17 protein-coding genes are annotated in these 18,448 nt (G+C 63.0%); 6 read left to right on the forward strand and 11 right to left on the reverse strand.

All coding sequences use genetic code 11. The annotated features are described in order from the left end of the window. Positions 1-2: 2 nt before the first annotated feature. Both P3T40_RS24165 and P3T40_RS24170 read right to left on the reverse strand, forming a co-directional pair. A complete protein-coding gene (locus tag P3T40_RS24165; protein WP_429270227.1) occupies positions 3-3,134 on the reverse strand; it encodes an efflux RND transporter permease subunit in 3,132 nt (1,043 codons plus the stop codon). After that, a complete protein-coding gene (locus tag P3T40_RS24170) occupies positions 3,131-4,228 on the reverse strand; it encodes an efflux RND transporter periplasmic adaptor subunit (RefSeq protein WP_429270228.1) in 1,098 nt (365 codons plus the stop codon). The genes P3T40_RS24165 and P3T40_RS24170 overlap by 4 nt, the downstream gene beginning before the upstream one ends. A 262-nt stretch (positions 4,229-4,490) precedes the next feature. Between P3T40_RS24170 and P3T40_RS24175 the strand changes: the two genes are divergently transcribed. Next, positions 4,491-5,114, forward strand: a complete 624-nt coding sequence (locus P3T40_RS24175; RefSeq protein WP_429270229.1) for a TetR/AcrR family transcriptional regulator — start codon at positions 4,491-4,493, stop codon at positions 5,112-5,114. Between the two features lie 98 nt (positions 5,115-5,212). Here the strand turns inward: P3T40_RS24175 and P3T40_RS24180 are convergent, their stop codons facing one another. Beyond that, a complete protein-coding gene (locus P3T40_RS24180) occupies positions 5,213-5,425 on the reverse strand; it encodes a hypothetical protein (protein ID WP_429270230.1) in 213 nt (70 codons plus the stop codon). 411 nt (positions 5,426-5,836) lie between these two features. Here P3T40_RS24180 and P3T40_RS24185 point away from each other — a divergent pair, with 411 nt between their 5' ends. Further along, positions 5,837-6,943, forward strand: a complete 1,107-nt coding sequence (locus P3T40_RS24185) for a LysR family transcriptional regulator (protein ID WP_429270231.1) — start codon at positions 5,837-5,839, stop codon at positions 6,941-6,943. Between the two features lie 271 nt (positions 6,944-7,214). Next, positions 7,215-7,673, forward strand: a complete 459-nt coding sequence (locus tag P3T40_RS24190; protein ID WP_429270232.1) for a GNAT family N-acetyltransferase — start codon at positions 7,215-7,217, stop codon at positions 7,671-7,673. A 215-nt stretch (positions 7,674-7,888) separates the two neighbouring features. Here P3T40_RS24190 and P3T40_RS24195 read toward each other — a convergent pair whose 3' ends face one another. Both P3T40_RS24195 and P3T40_RS24200 read right to left on the reverse strand, forming a co-directional pair. Then, positions 7,889-8,746 carry an alpha/beta fold hydrolase gene (locus tag P3T40_RS24195; RefSeq protein ID WP_429270233.1) on the reverse strand — a complete coding sequence of 286 codons (858 nt, stop codon included), beginning with the start codon at positions 8,744-8,746 and terminating at the stop codon, positions 7,889-7,891. Positions 8,747-8,858: 112 nt separating this feature from the next. Beyond that, complete coding sequence (locus tag P3T40_RS24200) at positions 8,859-9,554, reverse strand: alpha/beta fold hydrolase (RefSeq protein WP_429270234.1); 696 nt, start codon at positions 9,552-9,554, stop codon at positions 8,859-8,861. A gap of 171 nt (positions 9,555-9,725) precedes the next feature. On the opposite strand from P3T40_RS24200, the gene P3T40_RS24205 reads away from it, so the two are divergent. Further along, on the forward strand, positions 9,726-10,358 hold the full coding sequence (locus tag P3T40_RS24205; protein WP_429270235.1) for a CGNR zinc finger domain-containing protein: 633 nt from the start codon (positions 9,726-9,728) through the stop codon (positions 10,356-10,358). Positions 10,359-10,412: 54 nt separating this feature from the next. Further along, positions 10,413-11,111, forward strand: coding sequence for a haloacid dehalogenase type II (locus P3T40_RS24210; protein ID WP_429270236.1), 699 nt, complete (start codon positions 10,413-10,415; stop codon positions 11,109-11,111). Between the two features lie 43 nt (positions 11,112-11,154). Here P3T40_RS24210 and P3T40_RS24215 read toward each other — a convergent pair whose 3' ends face one another. From P3T40_RS24215 to P3T40_RS24240, 6 genes are all read right to left on the reverse strand, one after another. Further along, positions 11,155-11,385: a DUF2795 domain-containing protein gene (locus P3T40_RS24215; RefSeq protein WP_429270237.1), complete on the reverse strand. Its 231-nt coding sequence runs from the start codon at positions 11,383-11,385 to the stop codon at positions 11,155-11,157. A 73-nt stretch (positions 11,386-11,458) separates the two neighbouring features. Beyond that, positions 11,459-11,710: a hypothetical protein gene (locus P3T40_RS24220; protein WP_429270238.1), complete on the reverse strand. Its 252-nt coding sequence runs from the start codon at positions 11,708-11,710 to the stop codon at positions 11,459-11,461. 276 nt (positions 11,711-11,986) lie between these two features. Beyond that, complete coding sequence (locus tag P3T40_RS24225) at positions 11,987-13,324, reverse strand: C45 family autoproteolytic acyltransferase/hydolase (RefSeq protein ID WP_429270239.1); 1,338 nt, start codon at positions 13,322-13,324, stop codon at positions 11,987-11,989. A gap of 123 nt (positions 13,325-13,447) precedes the next feature. Continuing rightward, on the reverse strand, positions 13,448-15,181 hold the full coding sequence (locus tag P3T40_RS24230) for a ClcB-like voltage-gated chloride channel protein (RefSeq protein ID WP_429270240.1): 1,734 nt from the start codon (positions 15,179-15,181) through the stop codon (positions 13,448-13,450). Between the two features lie 100 nt (positions 15,182-15,281). Then, positions 15,282-16,019 carry a glutathione S-transferase gene (locus P3T40_RS24235; RefSeq protein ID WP_429270241.1) on the reverse strand — a complete coding sequence of 246 codons (738 nt, stop codon included), beginning with the start codon at positions 16,017-16,019 and terminating at the stop codon, positions 15,282-15,284. Positions 16,020-16,173: 154 nt separating this feature from the next. Continuing rightward, positions 16,174-17,277 (reverse strand): YeiH family protein, encoded by a 1,104-nt coding sequence (locus P3T40_RS24240; RefSeq protein ID WP_429270242.1) that lies wholly within the window; start codon positions 17,275-17,277, stop codon positions 16,174-16,176. Between the two features lie 119 nt (positions 17,278-17,396). On the opposite strand from P3T40_RS24240, the gene P3T40_RS24245 reads away from it, so the two are divergent. Beyond that, positions 17,397-18,305 (forward strand): LysR family transcriptional regulator, encoded by a 909-nt coding sequence (locus P3T40_RS24245; RefSeq protein WP_429270243.1) that lies wholly within the window; start codon positions 17,397-17,399, stop codon positions 18,303-18,305. The last annotated feature ends 143 nt before the right edge of the window (positions 18,306-18,448 follow it).

Here is an 18,448-nt window from a genome sequence, read left to right on the forward strand (position 1 = left end):
GATCAATTTCCCGAATGCGACGCTTGCGTCGAGGAAGCCGGCGGCTCGCGCTCGTCGCCGCGCACCCTGAACGAGGCGGCATATAACGCGGGCAGATAGAACAGCGTGAGCACCGTGGCGCTCGTGATGCCGCCCATCAGCGCGGTGGCCATCGGCCCGAAGAAGTTCGAGCGCAACAGCGGAATCAGCGCCAGCACGGCCGCCGCCGCAGTCAGCGTAATGGGCCGGAAACGCCGTACCGTAGCGCCGACGATGGCATCGAAGCGTTTGTGCCCAGCGGCGATATCCTGCTCGATCTGATCGACCAGAATCACCGAGTTGCGCATGATGATGCCGAACATGGCGATCACGCCGAGCATCGCCACGAAGCCAAATGGCTGGCCGAACAGCAGCAGCGTGGCGACCACGCCGATCAGGCCGAGCGGGGCGGTCAGCACCACCATCAGCACTCGCGCAAAGCTCTGCAACTGGACCATCAGGAGCACCAGCACGGCAATGATCATGATCGGCATCTGCGCGTTGATCGACGTTTGACCCTTGCCGCTTTCCTCGACCGAGCCGCCGATTTCAATGCGATAGCCCACCGGCAGCGTCTCGCGGATCTGGGCAAGTGCCTTGTCCACGCTATGTGTCACGTCGATACCTTGTGCGTTGGCGGTCACGTCCGATTGCACCGTGATGGTCGGTTGCCGGTCGCGCTCCCAGATCACGCCGTACTCGAGGTCGTAGCGCATGTGGCCGAGCGTGCCAAGCGGCACCGGGCCGTTCGGCGTGGGCATGGCCAGTGTGACGAGCTGCGCAGGATCGACGCGTTCCGTCTTCGGCGCGCGCAGATCGACACTGATCAGCTTGTCGCGTTCGCGATATTGCGTGACCGTGTAGCCGGACAGCGTCATGGCGAGGAAGCTCGACACGTCGTCCGAGGTGACGCCCAATTCTCGTGCCTTCTTCTGGTCGATCTCGAAGCGCACCGAGCGTTCGGCCGGCTCGTCCCAGTCGAACTGGACGTTGTTCGTACGCGGGTCGGCGCGCATCGTCGCGGCGACGCGTTCGGCAATCGAGCGCACCGTGGCAATGTTGTCGCCGCTGACGCGGAACTGCACCGGATAGCCGACGGGCGGTCCGTTTTCGAGGCGCGACAGGCGCGTGCGGATCGCCGGGAACTGGTTGCGCAATTCCGGTTCGAGCCATTGCGCGAGCTTCTCACGGTCCTTGACCGACTTCGCGGTGATCACGAACTGCGCGAAATTCGGCTGCTGCAATTGCTGGTCCAGCGGCAGATAGAAACGGGGCGCGCCAGTGCCGACGAAGTCGACCGTGTGATCGATCTCCGGGCGACCGACCAGCACCTTTTCGAGCCGCTGTGCCTGGCGCAAGGTTGCCTCGAAGGACGCGCCTTCAGGCAACCGGACGTCGACCAGCAATTCCGGTCGGTCCGAACTCGGGAAGAACTGTTGCGGTACCAGCGTGAAACCTAGCAGCGAGACCACGAATAATGCAACGGTGATCGTCAGCACGACGAAGCGCCGCTCGATGCACCAGGTAATCCAGCCACGCAGCCGCGTGTAGAAGCGGGTGTCGTAGATATCGTGTTCGTAGTCGTGCGCTTCGTGATCCTGACGCTTGCGCTCCGGCAACATGTGATAGCCGAGCAGCGGGATCAGCACCACGGCGGCGAGCCACGACGCGATCAACGCAATGGCCGACACCTCGAAGATGGAGCGCGTGTATTCGCCTGTGCTCGACTTCGCCAGCGCGATCGGGAGGAAGCCCGACACCGTGACGAGCGTGCCGGTCAGCATCGGAAACGCGGTGCTGGTGTACGCGAACGCGGCGGCGCGGGTGCGGTTCCAGCCCTGTTCGAGCTTCACCGACATCATCTCGACGGCGATGATCGCATCGTCCACCAGCAGCCCGAGCGCAAGCACGAGCGTGCCGAGCGAGACCTTGTGCAAGCCGATATCGAACAGATACATGCACAGCGCGGTCACCGCCAGCACGATTGGAATGGAGATGACGACCACCATCCCGGTGCGCACGCCCAGAGACACGAGACTCACCACCAGCACGATCGCAATCGCTTCGGCCACCGCTTCCAGAAAGTCGTCCACCGACTTCGCGACGGCATCCGGCATGCTTGAGACTTCCAAGAGCTTCAGCCCCGCCGGCAGATACGAGCGCAGGACGGCCGACTGCTTGTCGAGCGCCTTGCCGAGCTGGATCACATCGCCGCCGGGCTGCATGGTCACGCCGATGCCGAGCACGGCCTTGCCGCCGTAGCGCATCTGTGTGGAGACCGGATCGTCGTAGCCGCGTTTGATGGTGGCGATGTCGCCCAGACGAAACGAGCGATTGTTGATGCGGATCAGCGTATCGGCGAGCGCATTGACGTCCTTGAACTGGCCGGTCGGGCGCACGAACACGCGGTCGTCCAGCGTGGTCAAGGTACCAGCCGGCGACACGCTGTTCTGCGAGTTAATGGCCTGCGCAAGCTGTTGCGGCGAAACGTTCAGACGCGTGAGCTGAGTGTTGGCGATCTCGATGTAAATGTGCTGGTCAGGATCGCCAAAGTAGTCGACCTTGGCCACGCCCGGCACGCGCAGCAGCACCGTGCGCAATTCATCCGCGTAGTCGTGCAGTTGCGCGGCGGAAAAGCCGTCGCCTTCGAGCGTATAGATATTGGTGTAGACGTCGCCGAATTCGTCGTTGAAGAACGGCCCCTGGATGCCTTGCGGCAGGGTGCCGGCGATGTCGCCGACTTTCTTGCGCACCTGGTACCAGGTTTCCGGCACCTCCTTGACGGGCGCGGAGTCCTTCATCGAGAAGAACATCAGCGATTCGCCGGGGCGCGAATAGCTGCGCACGAAGTCGATATACGGCGTTTCCTGCAGCTTGCGGCCAATGCGGTCGGTGACCTGTTCCTGCACCTGGCGGGCGGTGGCGCCAGGCCAGAAGGTGCGGATCACCATCACGCGGAACGTGAACGGCGGGTCTTCCGATTGTGCCAACTTCGTGTAAGCGAGAATCCCGAAGGCCGTTGCGAGCGCAATCAGAAACACCACTAGCGCCTGATGACGCAGCGCCCACGCGGACAGGTTGAAGCGTCCCTCTTCGTGTTCATGCGTTGTGCTCATGAAGCGAAGTCCTCGGGATGCAGCGGGGCGATCGGGTGGACCTTCTCGCCGGCAGTCACGGTGTGCACGCCCTGCAGCACGACGCGTTCGCCGTCCTTGAGGCCGCCGGAGATGGCGATGGTGCGTTCGTCATAGCGTGTGACCTGCACGCGGCGCAATTCCAGCACGTTGTCGCCGTCATGCACGACCCAGACAGCGGTGTCTGTGCCGTCGTGGAACAGCGCGGTGGCGGGTAGTGTGAACGATGCGGCGGGCTGCGTACCGGTGTTGCCGGAGGTGAGCGCAACGTCGGCCGTCATGCCCAGCCTCACATCCGGGCCGGGGTCGAGCAGCGTGAGATTCGCGCGATACGTGCGGCTTTGCGGATCGGCTGCCGGCGAGAGTTCCCGCACGCGGGCGTTGAAGGCGCGGTGAGGCAGCGCCGACATCGTGACCTTGGCGGTCTGGCCGACGGCAAGCGCCGCGAGCGTGCTTTCCGGCACATCGACGACCACGTCGATATCGCCGCTCCACGCGAGGTTGTAGACGGCTGTTCCAGCCGAGACGTTCTGCCCCGTCTGCGCGTCCTCCGCAGTGATCACCCCGGCGTGATCCGCGAGCAGGTCGGTGTACTGCAACTGGTTCTTCTGCAGCGCGGCTTGCTGTGCTGCCTGATCGCGCTGGGCCAGTGCGGAGGCGTACGCATTGGTGGTCTGTTCGAGCTGCGCGGCCGAAATCAGGTTTTCGCGCGCCTGCGCCTGGTCACGATCGAGTTGCTGCTTCGCGTACACGAGGCTGTGCTGCGTGGCGTCGAGTTGCGCCTGCGCGCTGGCGGCGCTCTTCTGCGCATCCGCCGGGTCGAGGCGGGCCACGACTTCGCCGATCTTGACGGTGTCGCCGAGCCGTACATGCCGCTCGATGATCTTGCCGGCAATCCGGAACGACAGCGGCGTCGAGTAACGCGCCTGTACTTCGCCAGGCAACGAAGCCGAGAGCGGGCTGCCGTCGGCATGTGCGGTGGCAACCACCACCGGGCGCGGCACGGGCGCTGCCGCCTGTTGCTGATGGCATGCGCCTAGCATCACGAGGCCGGCCAGCGCGAGAGCGTAGGCCATGCGGCGGGCGGGGGCGGAACGGGAATGCGGATGAGAGTGCGCGCGCATCACATGCGATGCGCTACAACCGGGACGATTCACAATTACCCCAATCAGGAGACGGCGAACGAACACGGCAAGCCACAGCGGCTGGCCGGCGAGGGCACGTTTGAAACGACGCGTGCAAGACACTGTTGCTTCAAATGATCAGTTGCATTCTAATACACACCTGTATCTGAGTGTATGCTCGTATGTGAAATCTTTCCGGTGCTAAACTTCCCGCATGAAACGCCAACGACTCACACGCGAACAGAGCAAAGACCAGACGCGTCAGCGCCTGCTCGACGCCGCACAAGCTATTTTTATGAAGAAAGGGTTCGTCGCCGCGAGTGTCGAAGACATCGCTGAGGCGGCCGGTTACACACGCGGGGCGTTCTATTCGAACTTCCGCAGCAAGCCCGAGTTGTTCCTCGAGCTGCTCAGGCGCGACCATGAGGAGATGCAGGCGGATCTGGATAGCATCTTCGAAGAAGGTGCGACGCGCGAAGCGATGGAGGCGCGCGTGCTGGAGTACTACAGCAATATGCACCGCGACAACAAATGCTTCCTGCTATGGGCGGAGGCAAAGCTGCTGGCCGCGCGCGACGGCCGCTTCAGGCTGAAATTCAACGCGTTCATGCACGAGAAGCTGCAGCAGTTGAGCGAATATATCCGCGAGTTTTCGGCGCGCGCAGGCACGCCGCTGCCGCTGTCGGCTGAAACTTTGGCGTTAGGGCTGATGGGACTGTGCGACGGTGTGCAGTACTTCTACACGGTCGATCCGCAAAACGTCACGAGCGACACTGCGGAGGCGGTGCTGGCGGGATTCTTCGCGCGCGTAGTACTCGGGCGCGATGTGGGGAAGTGAGGCTGGCGGCGGGGTTATCGTGCTGCGAAGGCCTTGCCTTTTAACATTCATCGGGCGTTAATCATCCGATGAATGTTCGCAGAGCGATTGGCGCGGACTCAGTCGACCGGAAAATTCGCGCAGGTGTCCGTCACGGGAGCCGAGCAGGCGAACGAATACTCGCCGCTCCATTGCAGGGCAGTCTTACCCGCATGCAGGACCTGGCGGACGTCGGGGCTGGTTTCGTAGGCGATGAAGGCGGAGCAGGCGACTGCGGACAACACGACCAGTGAAAACGCGATTTTTTCGAAAACTTGAAAACGGTATGGCATGGCGATATCTTCCTTTCACCCTCAATGATACCGCAGATTAGGGTTTTCACCTAGTCGTTTGAGCCGCAAATCACGCCTTCCTGGCACGCGTTTTTAATTGCCCAAAAACGGTGCGGCATGCCTGCTTCACGCGCCGAACGGCGCGCAACTTCCTTCAATTTCCTCCGCAGCGCCAATCTGACCGTTTTGCCATCTTCGGGTCAGGGTTGGGCCATGAGCGATCGATACAATCAAACCCGTTGGGCAAGCCTTGGTGCGAGCGACTGGGGGCGTGGTTCTCACGCACACAGTCCGTCGTCGAGGTGCGATGTCACCTGCTTCTAGTCATCGGCTTGCGTAGTCGCCGACGCTCCGTTTACGCGCCGCGTTGGTGTTCGTTGGCATGGCTTTAATAGCGGCAGGAGTGGCCTCATGAATCATTTGCAGTCGATGCGGGTTTTCGTCAAAGTGGCCGAACTCGGGAGCTTCGCCCGTACTGCCAGCACGATGGGTATTTCTACCGCCGTCGTCACCCGCCACGTGGCCGACCTCGAAGAACGTCTAGGCACGCGGTTGCTGAACCGGACCACGCGCAGCCAGTCGCTGACCGAATCGGGCCGGGTCTATCTGGAGCGCGTGCGCCCGATCCTCGACGATCTCGAAGGGGTCGAGCAGATGGTGGTGGCGCGCAATCACGAACCGGTCGGCACCTTGCGCATCGTGGCGCCCGTGGTGTTCGGCCTGCATAACTTCGCGCCGGTGCTGCAGTCCTACGCCGAGCGTTATCCGAACGTCATCCCCGATGTCACGCTGGTGGACCGCCATGTCGATCTGGTCGAAGAAGGTTTCGACGTCGGCGTGCTGATTGCGCGGCAGATGCGTAGCGCGAGCATCGTCACGCGGCGCCTGACTACCGGCCACATGACCGTGTGCGCGACGCCCGCCTATTTGCAGAAACACGGCGCGCCGACCCGTCCCGAACAGTTGCAGGATCACCCGAGCCTGTCGTTACCGTCTGAATACGGAGGCGACGAACGTGTTTTCACGAGCATCGACGGAACCGGCGAAGTGCGGGTGCGGCCGACCAACGCGATCGTCGCGAACAATACGGAAATGCTGCGTCAGTTCGCGCTGCTCGGCATGGGCATTGCCATCCTGCCGAGCTACCTGATTGGCCGCGACCTCGAGCGTGGCCGGTTGGTGCGTCTGCTGGGCGCTTATCGCTTGCCGCAGATCGAAGTGACGATTGCCTACCCGAGCCGCCACCATCTGCCGGCCAAGGTGCGCACCTTCATCGATCATCTGGTGGAGCATTTCAGCCAGATGTCGAGCAACCTGCCGGGCGAACCGGCAAGTGCGCAGGACGCAGTAGCGCGCGTGGCGCAAGCAAAGCGCGCCGTGGTCGACGCCGAGGCAGTAGCGTTCGACTTCGACGACCGCGAAGAGGAAGCCTCCGTGCCGCGCGGCAAAGCCGCCACGTCGGTCACGCGCAAGGCTCCCCGGCCGACGCGCATGAGCGAGCAGCCGTCGCCGGTTTGAGCGGTACGCGCAAGCGGCGCAGGCCGCTTGCTTGCCCTTGATCGCGGAACGCCCAAACGCAGGCGAAAGCGGTGCAAAAGGGCGGCGATCACCACACCGCAGCGGATTTCGATGACGGTTTCGGGGCGATGCGAAGGTACGCAGGCTCAACTGAAATGCCCTTGAGCGTGTGACGGCAGTCAGGCGATACTTGCAGGTCGACGGGGTGCGAACACGCGCATCCCGACTATCTGCGGCAGGCCCGCACACGCTATTCGGGGAGCATGACGAGTTGGACGTGACCTTTGCCAACACCAGCGCCGATGACATCGAAGCGCTGGTGCAAATTCGTATCGATGCCATGCGCGAGAGCCTGGAGCAGATCGGCCGTTTCGATCCGACGCGTGCCCGTGAGCGGTTTCTCGCCTCGTTCGACGCAGCGTATTGCCGCTACATCCTCGTGGACGGCGTCAAGGCCGGCTTTGTGCTGCTCAGGCCCGAACCGGATCATCTGCTGCTCGATCATCTGTACATCGTCCCAGGGCATCAGGGGAAGGGCGTGGGTGCCGCGGTGCTAGACGCCGTGCTGGCCGATGCTGACGCGCAAGCATTGCCGGTCAGATTGGGGGCGCTGCGCGAGAGCGACTCGAATCGCTTTTATCAACGCCACGGTTTCATCAAAACCGGCGAGGGCGAATGGGATATTTACTACGCTCGCGCGCCGCGCACTCTGGCTACGCCCGGCGCCTGATTGACTGTGGCTTGACTTGACGCTGGCTGATCTTGCCCCGCTTGCCCAGAGCACCTGCAACACCCACCACAGAGGCCGCGACATCACGCGCATCGCGGCCCACCGCTCGGATCGACTTCACTTCTCCGCCGTCCCGATGACTGAAGACGAGTTCAGGGAACGACGACAGTCGTTCCCGTTGTCGATGCTGACCGTCGGATACCTCAGCGGATAAGTCAGCGAGTGAGGAAGTCCGAGATGGCGGCTGCAATCTCCGTGGCGTGCGTTTCCAGCGCGAAGTGGCCGGTATCGAAGAAGCGCACCTCGGCGCCCGGGATGTCGCGCTTGAATGCCTCGGCGCCGGGGGGCAGAAAGAACGGATCGTTTTTCCCCCACACCGCAAGCAAGGGCGGCTGATGGGTGCGGAAGTACTGTTGGAATTCCGGGTACAGCGCGACGTTGCTTCGATAGTCGCGGAACAGGTCGAGTTGGACCTCGTCCGCACCAGGCCGGTTCAGATAGAAGTCGTCAAGCGAGTAGCCATCGGGGGAAACCGACGCCGTGTCGGGCACGCCATGCGTGTACTGCCAGACCGTTGTATCGTGCGTGAGCAGCGCACGAAGGGCTTCGCGATTCGCGGGCGAAGCGTCTTGCCAATAGGCCCGGATCGGATTCCAGCCGTCGCTCAAGCCTTCTTCGTAGGCGTTGCCGTTCTGCGAAATGATCGCAGTGATCCGCTCGGGATGTCGGACTGCAAGCCGGAAACCGGTTGGTGCACCATAGTCGAACACGTAGACCGCAAAGCGATCGAAGCCGACCACCTCGGTGAAACGCTCGATGACGCTAGCAATGTTGTCGAACGTGTACGTAAAACTGTCGCGGCTGGGCATGTCGGACTGGCCGAATCCGGGCAGATCCGGCGCGACGATATGGAAACGATCGGCGAGCTTCGGAATCAGGTCCCGAAACATATGGCTCGAGCTCGGGAAACCGTGCAGGAGCAGCAGCTTTGCCGCACCCGGCTGGCCGGCTTCGCGATAGAAAACCTTGAAGCCGTCGACGTCGGCATGGCGATAGGTAATAGAACAAGTCATGATCTCTCTCCACAGGGGAACAGGGTAACGCGGGTGACCCAACAAACGCGCCGTGCGATGTTCGACATCGCAGGCCACTCGCGGAAAAACACGCGGAAAAGCGCGGAAAAAATTAACGAGCGGAAACCGACTGCACCGCTTCAACGATGATGTCCGTCACAGCGCCAGGAGCCGTTACGCTCGGCGTGTGATCGACCTGATGCGACCGCACCTGCGCCTTCATGCGGCCTGCCATGAAATGCTGGGTCTCGGGATTGATCATGCGGTCCTGTTCCGCGATGAGGAACCAGCTCGGACGGTCTTTCCACAACGGACGCCCGACCGCCTCGCCGATGCACGCCACCGAAATCGGACGCTGCACCGCGGCGAGCACCGCCAGTTCCTGCGGCGTCGCGTGCTGCGCAAACGCCTGCGCGAACGCCTCCTGCGGCAGCCAGATCAAGCCATGTTCATCCGGAGCGAGCTTCGGCGCCTGCGGATGCGATTCGCCACGGTAGAACACCTCGCCCACCGTTTCCCCTTCGTCGGGTGCAAGCGCGGCGACGTACACCAACGCCTCGACATTCGCAGACCGGGTCGATCCGATCACACCGCCTGCATACGCATGCCCGGCCAGCACCACAGGACCGTCGATCCTTTCAAGCACCCGGTCAAGCGCAGCCACATCGTCGCTCAACGAGGTCAGCGGCAACGGAGCCGCAACTGCGTTGATTCCTCGTTCATTCAGACGCTCGATCACCTTGCTCCAGCTCAATCCGTCCGCCCATGCACCGTGTACCAGCACGACGCTCACATTGCCTGACGACATGTCCCGCTCCTTTCAAGATAGTGGATGCTGCCTGTGACGTACGGCCAACCGCTCCGCACATGTAACCTGACTGATGTTGTTTTAAAGGTTACACAATGACAATGTAACTTGTCAAGATGGTTTTTAGTGGTTACGATATCTTCATCGTCATTGAAGATTCGACACAAGAAAATGGACTACCGTCGTATTCCCGCGATATTCGTCGCCGATGCACCGGGCCTCGATTTCCTGAATTCGATCGCCACGCCAGTGGATGAAGAAGTGGACTGGATCAGCGATGGAGCAGGGCTGCTGAGCTGGCTGGAACAGGCCGGCATGGTGCCGCCCGCCACGCTTGCGGCACTGCGCTCGCAATCCACACCGGCTGAGTTCGACGCCGTTGCGGAACAGGCGCGCGCGCTACGCGAGTGGTTCCGGGGATTTGTCCGGCAACGGAAGGGGCGGCCGCTCGCCACCGCGGATCTGCGCGAGCTCACACCTCTGAATCAACTGCTCGAGCGGGACGAGCGATATGGGGAAATCGTCGCTGACATCGCGGATGGAGTGTCGAGGCTTGAATTGCGCGCAAACCGGCGCTGGAAGTCGCCGGAGTCACTGCTGCTACCCATCGCCGAGGCGCTGGCAAGACTGGTGTGTGACGAAGACTTCACGCAGGTGAAGGCGTGCGAAGGTCCCCGCTGTACGTTGCTGTTTGCCGATCACACACGAGGCCACGCGCGCCGGTGGTGCAGCATGGCCCTATGCGGTAACCGCGCCAAGGTTGCGGCGCACCGGAAACGCCTCAAGGAACAGGAAGCCCACTGAGCTGACGTGGGCAGCCTCTAGGCGTTGTGCGGAACTCTTTTCAGGAGACATGAGATGAATCACATCAAGGCGATTGCGTTCGATTTGTACGGCACCCTGTATGACGTCCATTCAGTGGTGGCCCGCTGCGACCAGCAATTCCCAGGGCGCGGACGTGAAATCAGTACGCTCTGGAGACAGAAGCAGCTCGAATACACGTGGTTGCGCAGCCTGATGAACCGCTATGTCACGTTCGAGCAGGCGACGGAAGACGCATTGCGCTATACCTGCCGACACCTTCGGCTCGATCTGGATGACGAAGCCTGCAAGGCGCTTTGCGATGCGTATCTGCGCCTGCAGCCGTTCCCCGAGGTACCCGAGACGCTACGCGAATTGCGTCGACGCGGGCTGAAGCTCGCGGTGCTGTCGAACGGCTCGCCGCATTCGATCGGCGCGGTGGTGGGAAACTCCGGACTTCGCGCCGAATTCGACTATCTGCTGAGCGTCGACCCGGTCCGCGTGTACAAGCCGGACGATCGCGCCTACCTTCTTGCCGAACAGGCTTTCCAGCTGAACCGGTCGTCGATCCTGTTCGTGTCGTCGAATGCGTGGGATGCAACGGGGGCGCGCTATTTCGGCTTTCCGACAGGCTGGATCAACCGGAGCGGCGGCGTCTTTGAAGAAATGGGGCAGACACCGGATTGGCAACTGCGAGGACTTGACGGGTTGCCGGCGCTATTCGATGGGGATGCTGCGGCATTGACGCAGCGCTGATCCGGAGATCGTGACGCTGCCAGGGTCGTACACTCAGCGCAACTCAGATACCGAGGCCGGGGCCGAAATTGCCAGCGAGGTACGGGGTGATGGCGGAGATGTCCGCGTAATCCTGCTCGGGCAAGCCGTCTAGCATCGCCAGTACTTCATTGCTGACGCCGGCGTCGCGGGCGACGTCGACGAGTCCGTCTTTGTTGGTCGGAAACTGCACTTCACGCAAGAGATCGGCGATCTGCAGGTTGATTGCTTCGCCAGGGATAGCCGGGTTGGCCATGCACGCACTCCTTGATCGGGAAAGATAACGCCGTTGCGTGGCCGGATGGCCTCATGCAAGGGTAAAGCCGGGATCAGGTCTGCAGGTGTTCGTTCTGCCCCGTGAGCCCGCGCTCCAGATGACGCGACTTGGGCAGCGCGATGTGTTCCCACTGCTGTGGACGATTTTGGTCCGTCACGGCAACTCCGGGCGCCGCCGGTGCAACCGGCGCGGCGTTGGCGCGTTCGGCGGCCGGATTGGCGGTGCTATCGAGCGCGGTATGAACCGGCGCTGCGAAGCACGAAGCCGACAGCGTCACCATCACCATCAGTGTCGAGGTTTTCATCGCCCGACCTCCTTTACTCATGCAGCGCAGAGACTGCAGCAAGCACTGTGCCATTCCTGCGGCCGCAGGGGAGGCGCGTGCCCAGTGCAGCCGCGCTCGCGGCGCGCCGCACTTCTTCCATCTTAGACGGCAAATCTTGCAACTGCCGCACAAAAGCGTGCAACTCACCGCAAGACCGCGAGAGGGGGCCGTCTGCGGTCAATCATGGCAGAAAAAGGAATTTTGCGTTGGAAACGAGCATGCAGACCGGGCGCCCCAAGGCGGACCGTGCGGTCGTCAGCGGAGCACCTCAAAGCGCGTCCACGGCCACGACGGCCGGTCCTGCATGTAGCCGTTGAGCCAGTTCCACTGCGGATGGCGTTTCATGAACGCCTGAGCGTCGAACGGCCGCCCGCACGGGTGGCCCCAGCGCGCTCTGAAAGCCATCTCGCGTGCCATTTCGCTGTCCGCCACCTTGCCGTCGTTGGCGCCCCACGGATTGAACGGCCCCTGATCCGAGCCGCCAAAGCGCGCATCGTCCAGTTCCAGGTGGCCGCAGATGGTGCGCGAACAGGGGTTGTCGTTGCGGTCGAGATAGACGTCGTGATGGTCGGCAATCATTTCTCTCGCCAGGTCGACGTCGATCTTGCCGTGATGCAGCTCCGCAAGCTGCATGAAGCGCAAGCGCCGCGCGCCGTTCTTGCGCACGTCCGTGTAATCCTCGCCTTCGCCGACACACTCCTGGTTGCGGATCTTCAGGTCGGTCGCGGTGTTGTAGCCGCTATAGAAACCGTCTTTCGTGCTTTCGAAGCCGGAATAGTGCAGGCCGAGTTCGTAACGGGCAATCTCGCCCGTTTTCACGTCGCCGAGCAGCCAGCTATTCGCATAGCCGCCATTGTTGGCAATCGCAAACATTTCGCACCACTCGCCGATGCTGTTCGCATACTGCGTGGCGCGCCGGGAACGGTAGAACTCCGGCGCGCCAGCCGGGTTATAGCCGACGAAGTTGGAGATGGTGGTTTCGGTCACCATCAGGCCGGCGGCGGTAATCCAGAAATCGGTGAGGCTGGAAATGCAGCCCGGCAGGCCTTGCATCAGAATGCGGTGGCCGGATTCCGGCACGATGTCGAAGACGACGTTGAACGCGTCGCCCGCCGCGTAGCGGTCCCATGAGTTGTGCGCCATCACGATGCGGCCGTCGCGGGTGGCGTTGCCGGTGGCGATGAAAGCGCTGCAATGGTGTCCGCGCCGGCCGCGCCAGGGTTTGACGCCAAGCCGCGGCTGCTGGGCGGCCACGTGGCTTGGCCACCAGCTTTGCAGCAGATCCATGTAGCCGTTCCACGCCAGCACCTCGGCAAACGGCAGCTTGGCGCCGTCGGCGATGCCCTGGATTTCGTCGGCGAATTCGGTGTCGAGTTTGGGCGCGAACTGGGCGACCGCGGCGTTGACGAAGGTGTCGAAATCTTCGCCGGTGTCCCATTTGGCGAGGTAGCGCGCGGTGCGGATGGCGTTCTGGATTTCCGTGGCGAGTAACTGGCCGTGCTGTTCGCCGCGGTCGTACGGTTCGCCTTCGATATGCACGAAAATCCAGCCCGCCTGATCGCGGCGTGCCGCATCGGAGGAGGGTTCACTCATTATTGCTCCCGGTCGAAGGCGCGGGCGTCGGGGGGCGCCCGTCGCGGCGTTTCAACCGCGCCGCGCAAGGCGGCGTGCTGCCTATTCCATTCTAGAAGGTATGCCGCGCTTTGCACGGCGCGTTCAGCGCGTCGGGTTCATGCGGAAATAGGCGTCGAGCAGCGAGGTCTTGTAGACGACCCCGGCCAGTTTCGGATGCGTGACGCTTTCGATCACCGGCAGCCGTTCGCCCTGGAATGCCAGGAAGTGCTGAAGCGCGACGCCGAGCGACATATCGGGCGTCAGCACATCGAAGTGCGGCTGCAGGTAATCGGCAGCGGTTTTGCTGGCAGTGTCGCGCTTTTCCAGCAGGTCGGACGTGATGTCCTTCAGCGCGACGACGCCGAGGAACGCGCCGGCTTCGTCGGCGACATAGAGATACTTCACCGGATACTCGAGGAATACTCGCGTCATCTCCTGGACGGTGGCGTTCGGCTGCACGACCGTCTCGGCGGGGCGAATCAGTTCGCGCATCTGGGTGGCGCGCAGCCGCATGCGTTCCTGCTCCTCGCGATTGCGGTGCAGGGTGATTTCGTACATCGAGGTCTTGCCGATGGCGCGTGCCACGAAATACGCCACCACGCATGACAGCATCAGCGGCAGCACGACCTGATAGCTGAGCGTCATTTCGAAGATCATCAGGATCGCCATCAGCGGTGCCTGGGTGGCACCGGCGAGGAAGGCGCCCATCCCGACCATCGCGTAGGCGTAGGGCGCGGAGGTGGCGTGGGGCCACAGCGCATGCATGCCCTGGCCGAACAGCGAGCCGACGACTGCGCCGACGAAGAGAGTTGGAGTGAACACCCCGCCTACCGCGCCCGAGCCGGCAGTGGCGGCGGTGGCGACCAGCTTGAACACCAGTACGAAGACGAGCGCCGTCCAGGTCCACGGCGAATGCAGGACCGAGTTGACGACGCTGTACCCGTTGCCCCAGACCTCCGGCGACCACACGGACAGAATGCCGACCACGAGGCCACCCAACGCGAGCCGCACGGGCAGCGGCAACGGCAGCTTGCGAAAGCCCGCTTTCGAGACATCGAGCATGCGCAGAAACTGCGGCGCCGTGGCGCCGCACAGCACGCCTAGCGCGACGAACAGGAGTACTTCGAGACCCGCCACCGGCGGGAACGCCGGCATCTCATACGGTGGCCGGTAGCTGGTGAACTCGCGCATGGTGATGTTCGCGACCACGGCCGCGACCACGACGGGCCCGAAGCTTTCCATGGCCATCGAGCCGAGCACAATCTCGGTCACGAAGAAGGCGCCCGCAATCGGCGCGCTATATGCCGCGGTAATCCCGGCCGCCGCGCCGCAGGCCACCAGGAGACGCAGGCGCGCCGGGTCGAAATGCACCCAGCGGCCGATCAGCGACGCGGCGAGCGCCGCCAGTTGCACCATCGGACCTTCGCGGCCAATCGAGCCGCCGCTCGCAATCGTGAACAGTGACGAGACGCTACGCCAGAAGGACAGCTGCACCGGGACGATACCGTCGCCGATCGCGACGGCTTCCATGTAGTCGGTATGCGCGTTCTTGTCCGCGTGACGCCGCGCGAACAGCAGCAGGAAACCGGCGGCGAGACCGCCCGCAGCGGGGAGCCAGATGCGCGTGGTCCACGGCAAGCTGCGCGCCATTTCGACGAAGCTGCCTGAGTGGCCGACAAACCCCAGTTGCAGCAGCGAGATCGCCTGCCGAAAGGCGATGGTCGCAAAAGCGCCCGCGACGCCCACCACCACCGACCAGACCAGCATTGTGTGGGCGTCCGACAGCCGGAACAGGTCTTGCGCGCGGGTGCGCAGTTTCAGCAGGAATGAAAGCACGACGGCAGCAGGGTAGGTAAGGAATGGAGAGAAACCGCGCGCAAGAATAGCATTGCGCCGCGCGCATGGGAGAGCCGGGCATGGCGCGGTGCCAGCGTGGTCACCGCGCGGCCTTGTCGAGTTCCGGGTAGTGTCGGAATATGCCGCTTTCGTTGTAGGCCAGGCGCCGTTCAGAAGCCAGATAGGCGGCGATGTTCGGACGTTCCGCCACGGCGTCGTGGAGCGCGGCGAGCAGGGGGTAGTGCTCGCCGAAATGCTTCGTCGCACGCGGAAACGCGTAGTGCAGGCCGTCGATCAACTGGAACATCGACAGGTCGACGTAGGTCAGCTTGTCGCCCACCAGATGCGCGTCGCTCTGATAGTTCTGCGTGATCACGCGCTCGAAGTAGCGCATGAATTTCGGTATCCGGTTGTCGATGAAATCATGGGCGCGAATCTTGGCGGCGTCCATCTGGTCGTCGTAGTAGAGGTCCGTGGCAAGCGGGTGATGAGTGTCATGGACTTCGGTCACCACATCGGCGATCGTCAGTTGCAGCCCGTTCGCGACGTAGCGCAGGTCTTCGTCGGCGGGCGCGAGGCCGAGCTTCGGGCCGAGGTAGAACAGGATGTTGGCGGTCTGCGATATGAGCAGATTGCCGTCGCGCAGGAAAGGCGGTGCGAATGGCGGGCAGGATTCGCGCTTGCTTTTCATGACGGCCAGCATTGCACCCGTTCCTTGACCCTTCGCTTCGTCGCCGCGCGCCACTTCGATGTAGTCCGCGCGCGCTTCTTCGAGTGCGAGCCGCACGAATTCCCCGCGACCCTGCAAACCGTCCCAATAGTAGAGTTCAAAGCTCATCGATCGATCCTCTGTTGGTTGATTTCGCTGATTCCGGCTGATTCAGACTGCCTGCATGGCCAGTATGCCGCGCACGCGCGCCGTGTTGTGCGCAGAAATGCGCAAAGCCCCGCGCACGGCAGGGCAGGTTGCAAGCGGCGCACCCGGGTCGGTATCAACCGAACAGACGCTGCACGGCCCAGGTGATACCTAGACCGCCGCCAATCAGCCAGACATACAGGATCAGCCCGGTGGTCAGCGCCCGTGGACCGGCCTCGCGAATCTGCGAGATGCGAGTCTCGATACCGAGCGCGGTCATGGCCATGGTCAGCGCGAAGGTGTCGAGCGTGTTGAGCGTTTGCGTCGCCGTTTCGGGCAACACGTGCAGCGAATTCACCACCACGAAGCCAAGGAAGCCGAGCGCGAACCAGGGGATCGCCAGCTTGCGCGGCGCGTGCGGGGCGGCGCTTTGCTCGCCGCCTTGTTGCGAACCCGCTGCTGCAGCGCGCGGCGTCCGGTTGATCCACATGCCGATCACGAGCAGGACTGGTACGAGCAGCATCACGCGCGTCATCTTGACGATGGTGGCGATATGCTCGGCTTCTGGGCTGACGTTGCTGGCCGCGCCCACTACCTGGGCCACTTCGTGAATCGTGCCGCCAAAAAACAGGCCCGCGCCGATGGTATCCAGATGCAGCCAGCCGGCCTTGAACAATACGGGGTAGAGGAACATCGACAGGGTGCCGAACAGCACCACGCTGCCGACGGCCATGGCGCTCTTGTGCGGCTTCGATTGCAGCGTCGACTCGAAGGCGAGGACGGCTGCCGCGCCGCAGATCGCACTGCCGGCGGCGGTGAGTAACGCGGTATCGCGGTCGAGCTTCATCAGCTTCATGCCGGCCCAGGTGCCGATAGCGAGCGTGCTCACCACCACCAGCACCGACTCGGCGAGTCCGGGCAAGCCGACCTGGGCGATTTCCTGCAGGCTGACCCGCAAGCCGAAGAACGCGACGGCGATACGCAACAGTTTGCGTGCCGAGAAGTTGACGCCGGCCGCCCAGCTCGCGGGCATGCCGTCGCGCAGCGCATTGCCATACAGCGCGCCGGCGACGATGCCGACGATCAGCGGACTGAGGCCGAGGGCGGCAATGGCAGGTATGGCCGCGATGCGGGTCACGGCGGCGGCGAACAGGGCAACGAACAGGATGCCGTTGAGCTGTCCGCGGGTGGTGGAGACGGCGTGTTGGGGCGTCGCGGCGTGGAGGTGAGCGGTGGTCATGATCTTCGCCTGCAAGGCGGTTCTTTCTGATTGATTGGCGTAATCCTAATTTGAATATATCGATATGAAAAATCGTCATTTGTGACATAAACTATCTGCTGAACCGATAGTTCTTTTCCATGACCCCCGATCAGCTTATAACCTTCGCCGCCGTCGCCGAGCATCGCAATATCAGCAGGGCGGCCGTCGCCTTGCATCTGTCGCAGCCGGCGGTGTCGGGACAATTGCGCCAGCTGCAGGACGAATTCGGCGAGCCGCTGTATCAGCGCGATGGCCGCGGGGTTCGGCTGACCCCCGCTGGTGAACAGCTCGCCAGCTATGCCACGCGCCTGCGCGAGACCTGGCGGCAGGCTCATGCTTACCGCGATGCGTTGCGTGGACTCGAGAGCGGGACGCTGCGGGTCGGCGCGAGCACCACGCCCGCCAGCTATCTGCTGCCGTATCTCATTGCTGGATTTCACCGTCGTTATCCGGATGTGACGGTGCATACGACGGACGGCAACACGGCCGATATCGTCGGCGCGCTGGCATCGCTCGATATCGCGATGGTCGAAGGGCCGGTGGGCGTCGATCTGCCGCCGGATACGGCCGTGCAACCGTGGCGCGAAGATGAGATCGTGGCGATCATGCCGCGGAGTCATCCGCTCGCGCAGACTATGGGCGCTGGAGCGGGAGCACCGGCTAGCCGGATCGATCTGCAGGCGCTCAGCGCGCATCCGCTGGTGCTGCGCGAGGCCGGTTCGGGCGTACGCCAGATGGTCGAGCGGGCGTTCGCACGCGCCGGCGTGCCGATGCGGGTCGCGCTTGAGATCGCCGGTGTCGAAGGGGTAAAGGAGGCGGTGCGCGCGGGCATGGGGATCGGCTTCGTCTCTGCCATGTCGATGCGTCACGAGGCCGGCGCGCTATGCCTGTTTTCGCTCAGTCCGGAGCCGTTGACACGGCGTTTCTCGATCCTGATCCCGCATGCGAGTGCGCCGTCACGCGTGGTCGAACGGTTTCTTGAATTGACTGCAGGCGACGCAGGCTGATGGCGGGTTGCGACCTCCCGCGTCCAAGGCCGGTTTAGGGATTTCCACTATGGCGCCGCAACCCGATCGAGGCGCACCATTTGTCCTTCGAAGCGCGTTGGCGCTTTTTTTAAACATTCAGATGGAACCGGTTCCATTTGTCA

Source organism: Paraburkholderia sp. EB58, from assembly GCF_050436665.1.
Lineage (GTDB): Bacteria > Pseudomonadota > Gammaproteobacteria > Burkholderiales > Burkholderiaceae > Paraburkholderia.